Raw genomic sequence first — 16,439 nt, forward strand, 5'->3', positions numbered from 1 at the left:
GTTTGAATAAAGTTCAGTTCATTTTATCGCTCAGATTCATTTAATGAATTTAAGTCTCTCCGCAAACAATAACAAGAGGAGGAGGGCAAAATGAAAACAGCGGTCTTTTTAGATCGAGATGGCGTTATTAATGAAGTGCTTACAGAGAGAGTAAAATTCGTAAATAAACCAAAAGATCTTTACTTTTTACCGGGCGTACCGGAAGCTATTCGAAAACTAAATGAACATTTTGATTATATTTTCGTGGTGACGAACCAAGGAGGCGTTGGGCTTGGATTTATGAGAGAAATCCAGCTTCAAAAGGTTCATGAGCATATGGTGAATGAATTGAAAAAACAAGGGGCAATTATACATGATGTTGTCTATTGTCCACATAAACCGAAAGCTGGATGTGCCTGTCGCAAACCAGGTTCTAAAATGATTGAAGATTTGGCTGAAAAATATAACGTGGACCTGCCCAAATCTTACATGGTGGGGGATACGGATACAGATATCCTAGCAGGGAAAAATGCAGGTACAAAGACGGTTTTTATTGGAGACGAGGAACCTTTAGCCGATGCAACCTTTCCGGATTTATTGACTGCAGTCGATTGGATAATCAAGGATTCAAAATTGCATTAATATGAGAGATGCGAATATTTTATTGAAAGCTGCAAGTAAATGGGCGCATGTCGCAAGTATTTGATTAATTGCCAAACTACCTTCGATACCGCACGAATTTGTTCATCACATATCCTAAATGCGAAGAAAGTATAAACCGCCACTTACTTGCAAAAATAAAAAGAAAAAAAGGAACGATTCAAATGCAATTAAAACATGGATGGAATTTCCATAACAGTTATGCAACATTACCACCCATTTTCTATACACAACTAAACCCTACACCAGTAGCATCTCCCAAGCTAGTTGTTTTCAATGAATCTCTTGCTGAAGAATTGAATTTGAATAGTGATGCACTGCAGACAGAAGAAGAGGTTGCTACATTTGCGGGTAACAAAATACCGGAAGGAGCGGAGCCGCTCGCTCAAGCTTATGCAGGGCATCAATTCGGTTATTTCACTATGTTGGGCGATGGACGAGCCATTCTTTTGGGAGAGCATGTGAATACTCAGAATCAGCGCTTTGATATACAGCTAAAAGGTTCGGGAAGAACGCCATATTCCCGCGGCGGTGATGGACGAGCAGCTCTTGGACCAATGCTTCGAGAGTACATTATTAGTGAAGCGATGCATGCCCTTGGGATTCCTACAACGAGAAGTTTAGCCGTTATCACAACAGGGGAAACGGTCATTCGAGAACAACTGCTTCCAGGTGCTATTTTAACAAGAGTGGCTTCAAGCCATATCCGCGTTGGAACTTTTGAATTTGCACGAAAATTTGGTTCAAAAGAAGACTTACAAGCTCTTTGCGACTATACTATTGAAAGACATTATCCTCATCTTGCAAAAGAAAAGAATCCATATCTGCAATTATTAAAAGAAGTCATCGAAAAGCAAGCAGCACTTATTGCTAAGTGGCAACTCGTCGGCTTTGTCCATGGTGTGATGAATACTGATAACATGACCGTTAGCGGGGAGACCATTGATTACGGGCCATGCGCTTTTATGGACCTTTATCATCCGGAAACAGTCTTCAGCTCAATAGATACTTGCGGCCGCTATGCTTATGGAAATCAACCTAAAATTGGAGGATGGAACTTAGCAAGGTTTGCCGAGGCGCTTATTCCGCTGCTTGATGAAAATAAAGAAAAGGCGGTCGGTCTGGCAAAAGAAGCCATAGAAACTTACCCAGACCTTTACGTATTTTATTATCTCGACGGTATGCGTAAAAAATTAGGGCTCCTTAATGAAGAAGCGGAAGATGAAGCACTCATACAAGATTTACTTCAATTAATGGAAACATATAAACAAGATTATACAAATACGTTTAGAGCGTTAACTTTGCAAAAATTCGAAGAACCATTTTTCCAAACTCCAGAATTTCAAGATTGGTACCAACGTTATCAAGATCGCCTAAAACGCCAAAATTCTATAGATATCATGCAAATAATGAAGCAACATAACCCTTCTGTGATTCCTCGAAACCACCGGGTAGAAGAAGCAATCGAAGCAGCGGTGGAGCGAGGAGACTTCACCGTTATGAAAAAATTGCTATCGATTATCGCGAATCCTTATGCATATTCAGCGGAACAAGAGGAATACTGTACATTGCCTGAATATCCAGATGAACCGTATATTACCTATTGCGGTACGTAAAACTCGCAAAGAATGGAGGAACTCAAATGGAAAAAATCGAAGTTGGCGAAGTATTTACCATCGGGGATGACGAACAAGAAGAGGAAGTTGAAGTTGTTGCAACGCTGACAGTAGATGGACAAGATTATGTCGCAGTTGCCTTTACAGATGATTTACATGAAGAGAATGAAGAGGATATCGAAGTCTTTTTCTTGAAAGTGGATGATGAGGGGGACTTCGACGTGATTGAATCCGATGAAGAATTCGATAAAGTGTCAGAAGCCTTTGATCAAATGATGGATGAAATGGATGAAGAGTAATATGTTTACGGGAGCAAGATTTACAGGCTCCCGTTTTTTTCATCTATAGAAATAATAATCAAATATTTATGATTATTGCAGCCCTCCATATTGGCAAGCAGATTTTAAGCATTGCTAAATTATGTTAGATTAATAGAAAGAATATGGAAAAGGGGACTTCTGTGTGCACAAAATTCAATCGATGGGCATTGTACTAGTTATCAGTTTATTGGGCGTATACCTTTTTAACATTTTGCATTTACCCGTTCCTTGGTTACTCGGTCCGATTTTTACAGTGTTAATCAGTCAATTTTTTATCAAAACACACCTCTATTGGCCATCGACATTACGCAACTTCGGATTAATCATCGTAGGAATTACCATTGGCCAAAGCTTTCAATTAACTGTTTTTTCCGGCATGGGCTGGCTTATTGGAATCATGTTGTTATTGAACATCATGATTATAATATTTAGTGTTCTATTAGCATTTGGACTTGTGAGAGTGGGGGAGCTTTCATTAAAAACCGCATTGACATGTACGGTTCCCGGAGGACTTTCTCAAATTGTGGCCTTTGCAGAAGAGGAAGAAGGCATTGATATTGCCATTGTCACGTACTTTCATGTTGTTCGTGTAATCACTATTGTGATTGGTATTCCCTTAATATTACATGCCCACGCAGTAGCTGATAAGAAAGAAGCGATGTTATCCTTCTCTTCAATGATGGCATTATTGCTACTGATTCTCGGATCTATAGTAGCTGCAAGGATAGGGAAGAAGATAAAAATTCCGGTTTCTTCTTTTTTATCTCCCGTATTATTCGTGATTGGTCTCCAATTGTTTTCAATTGAAATGCCAGAAGTCCCAAACCTCTTTCTCAATATGGCACAGTTAATGATTGGTGCTTATATAGGACAGCTGCTAAAGCCTAACATGCTAAAATTGGGGAAGCGGGTTCTATTATTAGGTGTTGGAACTGCCATATTCCTGTTGCTCTTTACTTTTGTACAAGGGTGGATGTTAACACAAATGATGAAATATTCCTTGTCAACAAGTATATTAAGTACAGCGGCAGGAGGGCTGGATCAAATGAGTCTACTTGCCAGTGCCATTGGAGCGGATGTATCGATCGTGACGGTCTTTCAAATGTTTCGAATTTTATTTGTTTTTATCGTTGTTTTACCATTATTAAAAGTATCTTGCCGATATATTGATGAAAGGAATACTAATACTTAAAAGAATCAGAAAGGTTGTTTCTAGTAACATTTATAGATACTATTAATGGTAGGGTCGCCATAAAAACCAGACGAATATAGTAAAAAACTGTCGATTGTTGATTCACAAGAAAAAATGGTATGATATATATTAGTTTGTCTATGAAATGATAAGGGGAATATGACATAAAATGCAAAACAAAAAAATAGAATTGTGGAAAAAAGCTGTGAAAACAGGAATCATCAAGTCGAATTTAATTCCGATGTTCGCCGCTTTAATGCTTGCCCTTTATACTTATCATTTAAGTTTTATTGAAAATATACCGAATATGATTTTTGCTCTTATCGGTTCGGCGGCAGTCATCGGAGCAGCTGGAATATTCAACAATATATATGATCATGATATTGATGCGAAGATGTCCCGTACAAAATTGAGACCATCTGTTACTGGTGAAATTAATCTTCGCACGTTGTTGATTGTCGGAATACTATTACTGATTATCGGACTTGGATTTTTAGCCTTAACAACACTAACAGCTGCAATTCTTGGATTCCTTGGTGTATTTTTCTACGTTGTTCCATATACGATGTGGACGAAGAGAAGAACTATTTGGAACACTGAAGTGGGGAGTATTTCTGGTGCGGTTCCACCGTTAATTGGATGGGCGGCTGTTGCACCTACGATCTGGCACCCAGCATGTTGGGCGCTCTTTATCATTATGATCATTTGGCAAATGCCGCATTTCTATGCACTGGCCATCCGTAAGAAGGATGATTATGCAGCAGCAAAAATCCCAATGCTTCCAGTTGTAAAGGGCGTTAAACGCACATATATCCAAACGAATGTGTACTTAATTTTGCTCATGCTAACGAGCTTTCTGTTTGTTCCGTTAAGCTGGGGGTTAACGCTTTCTTCACTAATGCTTGGCGGCATTTGGCTATGGATTAGTTTAGTAGGATATAGACAAATGGACGGGAATAAATGGGCAAATAAAATGTTTGGTTATTCATTAATTTACATGACAGCAGTGTTTGCCACAGTCATTATTTATGCCGGAGTAGGAATGATATTACGTTAAAGTATGATGAGACCGAAAGTTCATTATTGTTAACTTTCGGTCTGATTTTGTTTACATATATCAATAAATTAACATAGTTATTCATAAAAACTCTGCCATAACTATGTCAATAAAGTTTAGTTGCAAGGAAATTCCTGTATATGTAACAAAAAATGCAATGATGAAAAAATAAAAATATTAAATTTGTGAACAAAAATATGATAAAAATGTGACATATTTCGAGAGTTGATGTACAAAGAGATGATGGGGTGCTATAGTAATATTACAATACAGCGAAAAATGTAGTTGCTGTATAAAAAATTGCTCTTTTAGTAAAAGTATCATGTAAGCTCATAAGAACCTAAAATTTGTTCGACTGATCAATAAAACCTCCCCTATATTTTTTATAACTAGCTTATAAGGTTTGGAAAAGGCTGGACGCATTGGCGAACCAGCCTTTTTGTGTGCGCCTGGCATGGATGTAATCTATAGGGTGCAAGTCCCGAGCCGTGAAGGCAGAAGTAACGGTTAGCTTAACGCAAGGGTGTCTGTGGTGACGCGGAATCTGAAGGAAGCGAGCGGCAAACTTCCGGTCTGAGGAACACGAACTTCATACAAGGCTAGGTATCATTGGATGAGTTTGCACAACAAAACAAAGTCCTTTCTGCCGAAGGTGATACAGAGTAAATGAAGCAGATAGATGGAAGGAAAGATTACATTCTTACCCAGGGAGGTCTGATGGATACGTGAAGTACACTTCATAACCTACTTAGTGATAAGTAGCTGAACCATCAGAAGTCAGCAGAGGTCATAGTATTAGTTGGTCTAGAACAACTGAGAAGGACCGAACAATTAAGAGAGAATAGCCCTTGGCATTCAGTGAGTCATGATGAACACAGAAAACGTAGTACCTCACTTGAGGAAGGAAGCGGTGAATCCCGTGGGGGACCTCTTGGAGGGTGGAGTGACCACTGGCATAAAGAGAACAGCTATTCACGGAAGGAGAATAACGATGCTTTTGAATCAAATCCTGTCACGGGAGAACATGCTTCAAGCACTAAAACGTGTAGAACAGAATAAAGGAAGCCACGGAGTAGATATGATGCCCGTACAAAATCTACGACAGCACATAGTTGAAAATTGGCTATCGATTAAAGAAGCAATTCTCAAGGGAACTTATGAACCGATGCCAGTCCGCAGAGTCGAAATCCCGAAACCTGATGGCGGTGTTCGTTTACTAGGAATCCCTACCGTAACAGACCGTTTGATTCAACAAGCAATCGCCCAAGTACTTTCAAAAGTGTACGACCCTACATTCTCTGAAAACAGCTACGGATTTCGACCAAACCGAAGTGCTCATGATGCGGCGAGGAAAGCGAAAGAATATATAAGAGATGGATATCGATGGGTTGTAGATATGGACTTGGAGAAATTCTTTGATAAGGTCAACCATGACAGATTAATGGGTACACTCGCGAAGAGAATCCAAGATAAACCATTACTGAAATTGATTCGTAAGTATTTACAATCGGGCGTCATGATTAATGGTGTGGTGTCAAGCACATTAGAAGGAACTCCACAAGGAGGACCATTAAGTCCGCTACTATCTAACATTGTACTAGATGAACTAGATAAAGAATTGGAAAGAAGAGGACACAAATTCGTTCGATATGCGGATGACTGTAACATTTACGTGAAAAGTAAACGAGCAGGACTTCGCACAATGGCAAGTATCCAGCGATTTATTGAAGGAAAACTACGACTGAAAGTAAATGAAAAGAAATCAGCGGTCGACCGTCCATGGAAACGTAAGTTTCTAGGATTTAGCTTTACCTATCATAAAGAGCCAAAGGTTCGTATCGCAAAAGAAAGCCTTAAACGAATGAAGAATAAAGTTCGTGAAATCACATCACGCAAGATGCCCTACCCGATGGAATACCGCATTCAGAAACTGAATCAATATCTAATGGGATGGTGTGGATATTTTGCGTTAGCAGACACCAAATCTATATTCCCTGAATTAGATAAATGGATTCGTAGAAGACTTCGAATGTGTCTATGGAAGAACTGGAAGAAACCGAAAACAAAGATACGCAACCTTATTCAACTTGGCGTACCACAATGGCAAGCGTATGAATGGGGAAATACTCGGAAGAGTTATTGGCGTATTTCAAAAAGTCCAATATTACACAGAACCCTTGGTAACTCCTATTGGAGAAACCAAGGGCTGAAAAGTCTTGAAGCTCGTTATGAAAACTTGCGTCAATTATCTTAATTGAACCGCCGTATACGGAACCGTACGTACGGTGGTGTGAGAGGACGGGAGTTAATCGCTCCCTCCTACTCGATATGTTAACAGTTTTCACTTGAGAGGTAGACAATTTGATTTTTTCCTTGTCTTTTTGCCATATAGAGAGCTTGATCGGCAACTTTAAAGATTTGAGTGAACTTTTTAGCATATGGAATGCTATTGGTACATACTACTCCGATGCTAACAGTCACTTTAATTTCATTTGTTAAATAGTTTATCTGAAAGGAAGTAATTTCATTATAAAGTTGTTTTGCTCTTTCCATAATGGAATGTGAAGGATATCCTTTTAAGAGGACAATAAATTCATCCCCACCGTAACGACCGACGATGATATTTTCTTTATCTTCATTAGCCACCTTTAAACAAGCCTGTGCGACCCCTTTAATCACTTCATCACCTATTAAATGGCCAAAGGTATCATTAATATTTTTAAACGAGTCAATGTCGATGACGACACAACAAATATGTTCATCTGTTTTTTTCATTTCTTTGAGCCACTTGTCACATGTTGTTTCAATATAATAACGATTATATACTCCTGTTAAACTGTCCACATTTGCCCGTTTTTCTATCGCTTTAATGCTTTGATTGACATCCAATTCTCGTATTTTAGATGAAAGGCGAGTGGAAAACAGTTTTTCAACAATTGTTAAATATTCTTTCATCGCTTCGTAAGATTTCTTATAATTGCCAAGGGATTCATAAATTTCTGCAATTACTTTCAATATAGACTTTAATTTCATTTGATTATTATATTCAGAATATATGTTGAAAGATTTATGTAATAATTGCAATGCTATATCATGCTCACCTTTGGAACGATGAAATGTGGCTTTCACATGGAGAAAGTGCGCTTTTTCATGAGGTAGGTTGTTGATATACTGGTTGAGCTCTAGTTGATTGATAATTTTTTCTGCCTTCGATAATTCATTCAAACCGATATAACTTGATGCAATACTTAAATAGATATGACATTGCAATAATATTTCACTAGGGCAATGTTCTTTTGCAATGGCTAATGCTTTTAACGCATAGTGAAGTGCTTTTTCATAGTTTCCTTCATGCAATAAGTAGTTGCTGTAGGAGTTGAAACTGCTGCTTACTGAATAAAACATTTCTAATTCTTGTGCAATCCGTATACATTGCTTCATCGCTTCTTTTGCTTCTTCGAAATTTTCTTCATAAGCATATATCAAAGCACTTAGGTAATATAAGTAATACTTATCCCGATCGTCTCCGAATTCATCACACAACACTTTATAATCAAGAATATGTTGGAAAGCGATTTCAATTTCACCTAAATAATAATAACAACAAGCAAGATTCAAATGGGCATTCATCGTGGCCTTAATATCTTCGGTTTTTTTAGCGGTTTCTAATAGTTCTTTACCCAACTCAATAGCTTCTGTATACTTGCCATCGATAAAAAGGTTTCCTGTGAGCGATTCCAACCTTGTTAAATGGTACAATTGAGCGTTCATTTTTCTACCCCTCTCTTTGAAGGAAGGAAGAAATACCTTGGAAATACAATGGTTTTCTGGGTATTTCTTCCCTATTTATATTATAAACTTCAAAGGGATACTAAAATGTATACAATATTTGACAATATAAAAGTAATTTCATGACTTTTCATAAGGGGTCTAAACAGTACAAAATTCTTAAACGTTTTTTATGGAAAATTTAGGTTAGTGAGAAAAAGTTTTAACGAAAATTTTACTACTCAATTACAAAGAGAGGTTGGCAACTTCACATAAATAATCGCAAAGAACACGCAATCCTTTATCAAAGTTTTCTAAGTGGAAGTGTTCATTTGGTGCATGGAAGTTTTCTGTACTTAAACCAAATCCCATTAACACGACAGGGATATTTAAGATTTGATCAAAGGTTGCAACAATTGGAATAGATCCTCCGCCGCGAGTGAATGCAGTAGGGGATTCATACACTTTTTCATACGATTTGCTTGCTGTTTGAATTAATGGGTGGTCAAAAGGTGTAAGATATGGTGCCCCGCTGTCAAATTTCGTTACAGTGACTGTTACCCCTTTAGGTGTATGTTTTTCAATATGATTTTGTATTAACGCAATGATTTTGTCGGGATCTTGGTCTGGAACAAGTCGGCAAGTTATTTTTGCTCCTGCTTCATTTGGTAAAACGGTTTTAATTCCCTCTCCGGAAAATCCACCGAAAATTCCATTGATTTCTAAAGTAGGGCGAGCCCAAGTTCTTTCAAGATAGGAGTAGCCTTCCTCGCCAAACAATTCATTAACTTCCAGTTCCTCTTTTAATGCTTCTTCATTAAATTGTAGGTCAGCAAAGGCTTTACGTTCCTCATTTGATAGTGGTCGAACGTCATCATAAAATCCTTCGACTAAAATTTTACCTGTATGATCTCGGAATGAATCAAGAATTGCTACTAACGCATGGATTGCATTTTGCACTCCACCACCGTAAAGACCAGAGTGCAGGTCGCTTTTCGCTCCACGCACATCGATTTGGAGGCCTGTAAGTCCTCGTAATCCATAGCAGATTGCCGGTTTACCTGGACCATACATATTTGTGTCAGAGATTAAAATGAAATCTGCTGCTAATTTATCTTTATTTTCCTCTATATAAGAAGGAAGGTTAGCGCTTCCAATTTCTTCTTCACCTTCATAAATGAATTTTACATTGACAGGCAATGTACCGAGAATCGCGAAAAGTGCTTCAATTGCTTTTAGGTGCATGAATATTTGTCCCTTATCATCGGACGCTCCTCGAGCATACAATTTATTTTCAATGATTTCAGGTTTGAAAGGTTCTGTTTTCCATAAGTGCAATGGATCAACTGGTTGAACGTCATAATGTCCGTAAATTAATACTGTTGGTTTTCCTTCAGCATGAAGCCATTCACCATAAACGACAGGATGCCCAGCTGTTTGGTCAATGGATACATTTTCAAGGTTCAATTGTTCCATCTGATTTTTTAGCCATTGAGCTGCACGCTCTATATCTTGCTTATGGTCGGATAGTGCGCTGATGCTAGGAATAGATAAAAATTCAAATAGCTCCTGTAAATGCTTTTCGCGATTTTTTTCAAAATACTCATGAAAACGTTGCAAGTCCATATAAATCCCCCGATTCAAAAAAAATTTTCTAAAAATTAGTATATCATAGAATTGGAAATTTCAAGCGAATGTCAGAACATTTTGAGAAAGGTAATAAAAAGGGGAAATCAATAATAGAAATCTTACAGGAATGTAATGTAATTGAAAGCTAATCATATAGAGTGTAATACAAATTTTTGGGAAAATGTATACAGAAAGCTCTTAAATACGGAGGAATTGAACGATGAGTAAAATTTGTGATGTTTACGAAGAGTTTAATCGTTATATATATCATTTATGTTTAAAATTAACGCGCAATCCTTTAGAAGCTGAGGATTTAATGCAAGAGGTGTGGGTAAAAGTTGTCCGCAACCAAAAGCAAGTGGAACAAGTTGATCATGTAAAAGCATGGCTTACGACCATTACGATGAATACGTTTCGAGATCGTTATCGGAAAAATGTGCGCCGCAGTAAGTATGTAATGAATCAACCTGAAACTTTAGACGTTCCAATACTAGAATTGGTTCCAAATAATGAAGTTTCCACAGAAGAACAAATTGAAAAAGTGGTCATTACTAAAATTGTGCAGGAAAAGATGAAACAATTAGATAGTATTTATCAAAAGACGCTTTGGTATTTTTACGTTGAGCAATATTCTTTAGCTGAAATATCCAATTTAATGAAAGTATCAATCGGCACTGTAAAATCCCGCTTATTCCGTGCGAAGCAAAGACTGAAAGAAATTTTAATGTCAGATAACAACTTGGTAGATGTGGTTGTGCCTGTATAACAATGAAAAGTAGCTTGTGGTCATCCTATGGCCACAAGTTTTTTCTATGGAAACAGTAAATGCAAGCTGCTATTATAGGCAACTTGCATTTTCCTTATCATTCGACGTACAAACATACTTCCACCCCCTTTTTATTTATAAGGATAATTTTCTAAACATTTTTCAAAAATGTTATGCAATGTTTGGATTTCCTCGTTTGATAACATGCCAAACATGGAATGAACTAATGCCATCACCTGAGTTTTGGATTGTTCTAATACTTTTCTTCCTTCAGGAGTAATTGCGATTTGAGATACGCGGCGATCGTTTGCACTTTGTGTTTTTTGAATATATCCGCTTTTTAACAGTTTCGATGTTAAAACGGTTACTCCGCCTGTTGTAATTTTTAGTCGTTCCGCAATGAGAGAAGGGCGTTTTGGACCTTCTTTTGCAAGTAAATCTAACAAAAGAATATGGGTTTTTGAAAAACCTAAATCATTAATTTGATTCCATTCATTAGACCATTTTCGCTCTAGCGTTGAAATCACTTCAAATAGGCTGGAAATGGTTTCATATCGTTGGTTATCCATTATTTTCAGCTCCACTTTCATTTTCAGTACAAGGGTAGGGGAAGATAATTTAACTTACAATTTCGTCAGCATGCTTTCTCAATTCATTTAATTCATATACACGAACTTTGCGTGGAATAAATCGACGGATGTCCATTTCGTTATAACCGACTTGGATGCGTTTTTCATCAATTAAAATTGGACTACGCAGCATTCGAGGATGTTCTTTAATTAATTCATAAAGCTCTTGGATGGAAAGTTGATCAATGTCAACATCTAAGTTTTTGAAGTCGTTTGAGTTTGTTGCAATAATTTCATCTGTTCCATCTTCCGTCATGCGCAATATGTTTTTAAACTCTGATAATGTTAGTGGTTGAGATGTAATCCGTTTTTCTGTAAAAGGGATATTGTGTTCTTTAAGCCATTTAATTGCTTTGCGTGAAGAAGAACAACTAGATTGGGTGTAGATGGTAACTGTCATATATACCGCCTCCAATAATGGTTTAGAGTTGTGTTTTGGTATTGTAAGAGAAAACAGCATTAGATATCTTACCAGTAAGATAAATCAAAGTCAATTTTGAAAAAAGTGGACGACTAAATAATGTATAACCATTTTTCTAATAATAATTACGTTTTTATTGGGCGAAAGTTTCAATTTTAGGGAAATTATTTTAGTTGAATATTACAGAAGGGGAAATTTTGATTTTCACAGTAAAAATAAATTTTCTGGAAGAGTAAGAGAATTTAATGGATTTCTTAATTATAATAATGCAAAGTACAATTTCTGTTAGAAAGGGAAATGAATTGAAAAAAGAAAAAACTCGCGATTTACATTTCCGCGAGTAGCTTATTGAGCTCTGCTAATTTCTTTTCCATACGAGCTAGTCGTTCTTCTGCTTGCATTACCGAATCAATATGGCCAGTATTTTCAAGTTTCTCTATATCGCCTTGCAAATTGATATAATCCATTTTAATTTCAGCAATTTGCTGTTCAATTTCTCGTTTTGTCAACATAATTAACTCCCATCTTTCATGTTCAGTCACATTAATATGGTTATTGTATCATAAAGGATTGGAGTTTTCATTCATCTAAAAAAACAATGGCCGTATTCGACCATTGATGCAAATTAATGGATGTTCACTTTTTCGGGATTTGTAGAAAGGATTAATTGGAAGGATCCTTTTTGAGTTTTCACTGTTACCGTTACAAATTCGCCTGAGACCTTGACATTTTCTTGGAATTTTTGAGGATTCATAGAAAGTTCTGTGCCCCAGTTCGACATGTTGACTAAATAGATTCCGTTATGTAAATTTAGGAATTCACTAAAGGCATCTTTGGCAAGTTCGTCAATTTCAGTTAAATTCTCTTCTGCATAGTTCGATGCAATGTGCAGCAACGATTGATCATCAGCTGCAATTGCTGTAAATAGTGGAGCACTTCCAGTAATTTCTTGACTTACGAACCATTTTGAATGATGAACTTCTTCGTTTGAAATTTTAAGAAATGTTTGGCGATCAATGAAGCGAATCATATTTTTCGCAAAAAGGGAAATGTAGTCTCCGTATTGTTCACGAATTTCTTTGTGATCTTTAGTTAAAATGTTTTCCACTAATGCATCGATATTTCCGCTTTGAATTTCCTCAAACTTTTCGGTGGATAGACTATATTCGTTCTTATAGTCATTTAAAGCTGAACTGAATTCGTCCATTGTCATATAACCGCGGTCTATTAACGCTTGTGCTAAATATAAATGGCCTTGTTTTTGATGGGAAATAAGCTCTTCAACTTGTTCTTCTGTTAGATATCCAAGTTCAATAGCAATTTCACCGAAACGCTTGTCCATTTGTTTTTGTTTTTCATGGACTTCATTTACTTGATTAGAAGTCATCAAACCTTTGTCGACAGCAATAACACCAAACTTTACGTGCACCGCTTCTTGATACTCTAGCACATCTTGAAGTTGTTCATTTGTAATCAATCCACGATTTAATAAGTAGTGACCGAAATATTGGCTAAACATGGATTATCCCTCCTTTAAGGCTTTCTCAACAATGTTCGTAAGAGTTTCAAATTGAATAGGTTTTTGAATAAAATCATATGCACCAAGTTGAAGGGCTTCTTTTAATTTGCTGCTTGTACCAACGGAAGAGGCCATTATAACCTTCGTCTCAGGACTGATTTCTTTGATTTCTTTAAGTGTTTCAATTCCATCTTTTTCAGGCATAACGATATCTAAAAATACTAGATTTGGCTTATATTTTTCTACTTGTTCTACTGCTGAAATGCCATTTTGTGCTTCATAGATTGCTTGAAAATTTAATTCTTCGAGGGCTTCTTTTAATTTCTTTCTAATGAGGAGAGAATCGTCACAAATTAGAACTGTAAATTTTTCCAATGCCATCAGCTCCTTTTATTAATACCTGCTTATTTATATAGTACTACATACCTATGAAGATTTTCTAGATGACTATCCAAAAATTTTAACAATTAACAAAATTTATGGATATTTAATATAAAAAGACAGCCGATTCTAAAATCGAACCGGCTAAAAAGTTTAGATATATAGGAAAATAGTATTGAAAAGCTAGGTTATAATGATACAATATTATGCCGTTCATAGGCGAAATCTAGTAGAAGCGATTTTAATACTTCATTATTATCTTGGATTTCTAATTGAATTTGTTTTCGAACTGCTCGTTCACGTCTTGCTTCATGGAGTAATAATTCCATAACAGCATTTTGAATGTTAGACTGCTTCATTTTGCGGCCCAATCCTAAGTTTATAAAACCGTTATTTTCTCTTGGGAAGATATTATTTAATTCCCGTTCATTTTGTGCTGATACGATGCAAGGGATACCGACGGCAGCCACTTTATATGGCGTATAGTTGGCGTTACAAATGACGATATCTGCAACTGGCAATAATTTATCGAGTGGTTTATCATCTTTGAAAATTTTTGTATTTCTTCGGCTCAACGCCATCATTTGTAAATCGCTGATTGAATGCTTATATTCTCGATCGATTGCTATTGTCACTTTTAGTGGGATTTGTAGGTGGGTTAAGTGGCGCAAAGTGCGGTATGTTAAGTTGTTGTCGTCTCCATCTTCATAAGCAACGATGATATGTGGCGGGTTTGATAATTCGTTAGAAACTCTAGATTCAGCAATTGATTTTAGTGTATCCGTAACCGCGAAGGCGAAGCTTCCTGCTAGAATATTTTGAGCAGTCGTTTCTCTCGTTTCTTCTAATATAGACATAATATTACAATCAGCAAGCTCTGCTCCCTCACCAAAATCATCGAAATGCACTAACGTTTTGCACAGCGGTCTAATCGTTTCTACATATTCAACATACGTATCTTTTCCATCTTGTACAATTAAATCTGGCTGCAATTCTTTCAGGTGTTTTACTAGTTCGTCGATATGGTCATAGAGTATCGGTGAAAGTTGTGCATCTGTAAATATTTCTAATGCTTCATCTGATACATTTTTAAGAAAAACCGTAACGTCCTCTTCAGTTTTTAATAGTTTTGCAAGGATGCTCGTTCTTTCAAATGGGTAGTAGCCTTTAATAGCACTATACTCAACGATAAAAGCAATTTTCTTTTTTGGTTTTCTACTCAAATCATTCTGCATACCAATCCCATCCTTTCCCAATCATTATTTAAAATATGGTTAAATATTTGAAAGTATGTGTGAAATTATAAATAAGTAAAAGATTTTCAACTTTCTAGCTTTGAAATATTGATTATTTTATGATGGGGAAAGGAAGAAAATGAAAGGTTGTTTACTATGAACAGACGTTCAGCTATGGTTTTTGGCGGAACAGTGGGAATGCTTTCTGTTATCATATCAGACCTGGCGAATAGTTTGAGAGAAACCGCAAGTCCGAAAACTGGCAAGTGTTTGTAAATAATTTGATTTTGTTGATGAATTAAAAAACAAAAATAAATTTTCGTTTAGTATAAATTAAATGAATGCTCCATAATAAAATGAGAATGCGCGTTAAAATACCCGTCAGTAAACTAACAATGGAATAATATTTTCAGCCTAAAGACTGAACTTTTTCTTTTTTAATACGGTTCCCTATCGAAAGATTTGTGCATTTGCTACAATTAACAGATGGATGATAACAATAGATGGAGGATTTACAACATGAAAATTCTACTCGTAGATGGTACAGTTTTTGGTACAAAGACGGGTGCGCTCTTAAGACAGGTGGAGCAATATATAAAAGAATTTGATTCCAGTTTGGAATTGGAAATATTATATTTTTCTAAATTAAAACATCAAATTTTAGATGGAAGTCCGCTAAATGACGATATGAAAATGATGATTCAAAAATTCGAAGAAGCGGATGGCTATATATTTGCAACGCCTATTTACCAAGCGTCCATTCCTGGCGTATTAAAAAATGCTTTAGATATGTTGCCACCAAAAGCGTTGCGCTATAAACCAGCAGCAATTGTGGCTAACGGTGGCACATTCCAACACCATTTAGTTGTGGAAAATCAATTCAGACCGATTTTAGATTATTTCCGCTGTTTAGTCACTCCAAACTATGTATATACTCATACATCCCATTTTGGTGAAAATGATCAAATAATCGATCAGGATATTCATGAGCGTTTACGTGAATTAGCTCGCGTCTTCGTTCAATATTGCAAAATGAGCGAATCGCTAACAAAAGAACCGATTGATAAACACTAATTTTGAATAAATCGCGACTAATTAATTTTTCTAAATTTGAAAATAGAAAGACTTTAATTGAAAACACCTGTAATTCTTTGTGAATAAGATTTACAGGTGTTTTTATTTTTTCAATTCATCACTAATTTTTATCCTTTTTGTGTGTAAAGAGCATAAATCGTTTTCATAAATTTACGGTTAGCAAGTATGTGAA

The 16,439-nt window shown here is 36.4% G+C and carries 16 protein-coding genes; 8 read left to right on the plus strand and 8 right to left on the minus strand.

Going from position 1 to position 16,439, the window contains the following annotated elements; translation table 11 throughout:
- Positions 1-90: 90 nt before the first annotated feature.
- From NST98_RS15005 to ltrA, 6 genes are all read left to right on the plus strand, one after another.
- Positions 91-621 (plus strand): D-glycero-alpha-D-manno-heptose-1,7-bisphosphate 7-phosphatase, encoded by a 531-nt coding sequence (locus NST98_RS15005; protein ID WP_340715444.1) that lies wholly within the window; start codon positions 91-93, stop codon positions 619-621.
- Between the two features lie 182 nt (positions 622-803).
- Positions 804-2,255 (plus strand): protein adenylyltransferase SelO, encoded by a 1,452-nt coding sequence (locus tag NST98_RS15010; protein WP_340715445.1) that lies wholly within the window; start codon positions 804-806, stop codon positions 2,253-2,255.
- Between the two features lie 26 nt (positions 2,256-2,281).
- The gene (locus NST98_RS15015) at positions 2,282-2,554 is read left to right on the plus strand and encodes a DUF1292 domain-containing protein (protein ID WP_016837368.1); all 273 of its coding nucleotides are present in this window, start codon (positions 2,282-2,284) and stop codon (positions 2,552-2,554) included.
- 181 nt (positions 2,555-2,735) lie between these two features.
- Positions 2,736-3,767, plus strand: coding sequence for an AbrB family transcriptional regulator (locus NST98_RS15020; RefSeq protein WP_340715446.1), 1,032 nt, complete (start codon positions 2,736-2,738; stop codon positions 3,765-3,767).
- A gap of 169 nt (positions 3,768-3,936) precedes the next feature.
- A complete protein-coding gene (gene cyoE, locus NST98_RS15025) occupies positions 3,937-4,824 on the plus strand; it encodes a heme o synthase (RefSeq protein WP_096550244.1) in 888 nt (295 codons plus the stop codon).
- 991 nt (positions 4,825-5,815) lie between these two features.
- Positions 5,816-7,078 (plus strand): group II intron reverse transcriptase/maturase, encoded by a 1,263-nt coding sequence (gene ltrA, locus NST98_RS15030; protein ID WP_340715687.1) that lies wholly within the window; start codon positions 5,816-5,818, stop codon positions 7,076-7,078.
- Between the two features lie 77 nt (positions 7,079-7,155).
- Here the strand turns inward: ltrA and NST98_RS15035 are convergent, their stop codons facing one another.
- Together NST98_RS15035 and NST98_RS15040 are read right to left on the minus strand one after the other, a co-directional pair.
- The gene (locus tag NST98_RS15035) at positions 7,156-8,595 is read right to left on the minus strand and encodes a tetratricopeptide repeat-containing diguanylate cyclase (protein WP_340715447.1); all 1,440 of its coding nucleotides are present in this window, start codon (positions 8,593-8,595) and stop codon (positions 7,156-7,158) included.
- 243 nt (positions 8,596-8,838) lie between these two features.
- On the minus strand, positions 8,839-10,218 hold the full coding sequence (locus NST98_RS15040) for a dipeptidase (protein WP_340709510.1): 1,380 nt from the start codon (positions 10,216-10,218) through the stop codon (positions 8,839-8,841).
- Positions 10,219-10,441: 223 nt separating this feature from the next.
- On the opposite strand from NST98_RS15040, the gene NST98_RS15045 reads away from it, so the two are divergent.
- A complete protein-coding gene (locus NST98_RS15045) occupies positions 10,442-10,987 on the plus strand; it encodes an RNA polymerase sigma factor (RefSeq protein WP_016837363.1) in 546 nt (181 codons plus the stop codon).
- A gap of 131 nt (positions 10,988-11,118) precedes the next feature.
- Here NST98_RS15045 and NST98_RS15050 read toward each other — a convergent pair whose 3' ends face one another.
- The 6 genes from NST98_RS15050 to NST98_RS15075 form a co-directional block, all read right to left on the minus strand.
- The gene (locus NST98_RS15050) at positions 11,119-11,556 is read right to left on the minus strand and encodes a MarR family winged helix-turn-helix transcriptional regulator (protein WP_168411835.1); all 438 of its coding nucleotides are present in this window, start codon (positions 11,554-11,556) and stop codon (positions 11,119-11,121) included.
- Between the two features lie 49 nt (positions 11,557-11,605).
- The gene (gene spx, locus NST98_RS15055) at positions 11,606-12,016 is read right to left on the minus strand and encodes a transcriptional regulator Spx (RefSeq protein WP_016837361.1); all 411 of its coding nucleotides are present in this window, start codon (positions 12,014-12,016) and stop codon (positions 11,606-11,608) included.
- Positions 12,017-12,363: 347 nt separating this feature from the next.
- Complete coding sequence (locus tag NST98_RS15060) at positions 12,364-12,549, minus strand: SE1832 family protein (protein WP_016837360.1); 186 nt, start codon at positions 12,547-12,549, stop codon at positions 12,364-12,366.
- Positions 12,550-12,662: 113 nt separating this feature from the next.
- Positions 12,663-13,556, minus strand: coding sequence for a hypothetical protein (locus tag NST98_RS15065; protein ID WP_340715448.1), 894 nt, complete (start codon positions 13,554-13,556; stop codon positions 12,663-12,665).
- Positions 13,557-13,559: 3 nt separating this feature from the next.
- Positions 13,560-13,931: a response regulator gene (locus tag NST98_RS15070; RefSeq protein WP_016837358.1), complete on the minus strand. Its 372-nt coding sequence runs from the start codon at positions 13,929-13,931 to the stop codon at positions 13,560-13,562.
- A 194-nt stretch (positions 13,932-14,125) separates the two neighbouring features.
- A complete protein-coding gene (locus tag NST98_RS15075; protein ID WP_016837357.1) occupies positions 14,126-15,172 on the minus strand; it encodes a PseG/SpsG family protein in 1,047 nt (348 codons plus the stop codon).
- A 519-nt stretch (positions 15,173-15,691) separates the two neighbouring features.
- Between NST98_RS15075 and NST98_RS15080 the strand changes: the two genes are divergently transcribed.
- Complete coding sequence (locus tag NST98_RS15080) at positions 15,692-16,246, plus strand: NADPH-dependent FMN reductase (RefSeq protein WP_016837356.1); 555 nt, start codon at positions 15,692-15,694, stop codon at positions 16,244-16,246.
- Positions 16,247-16,439 lie beyond the last annotated feature (193 nt).

Source organism: Ureibacillus sp. FSL W8-0352 (genome assembly GCF_038004345.1).
In the GTDB taxonomy this organism is placed as follows: Bacteria; Bacillota; Bacilli; order Bacillales_A; family Planococcaceae; genus Ureibacillus; species Ureibacillus thermosphaericus.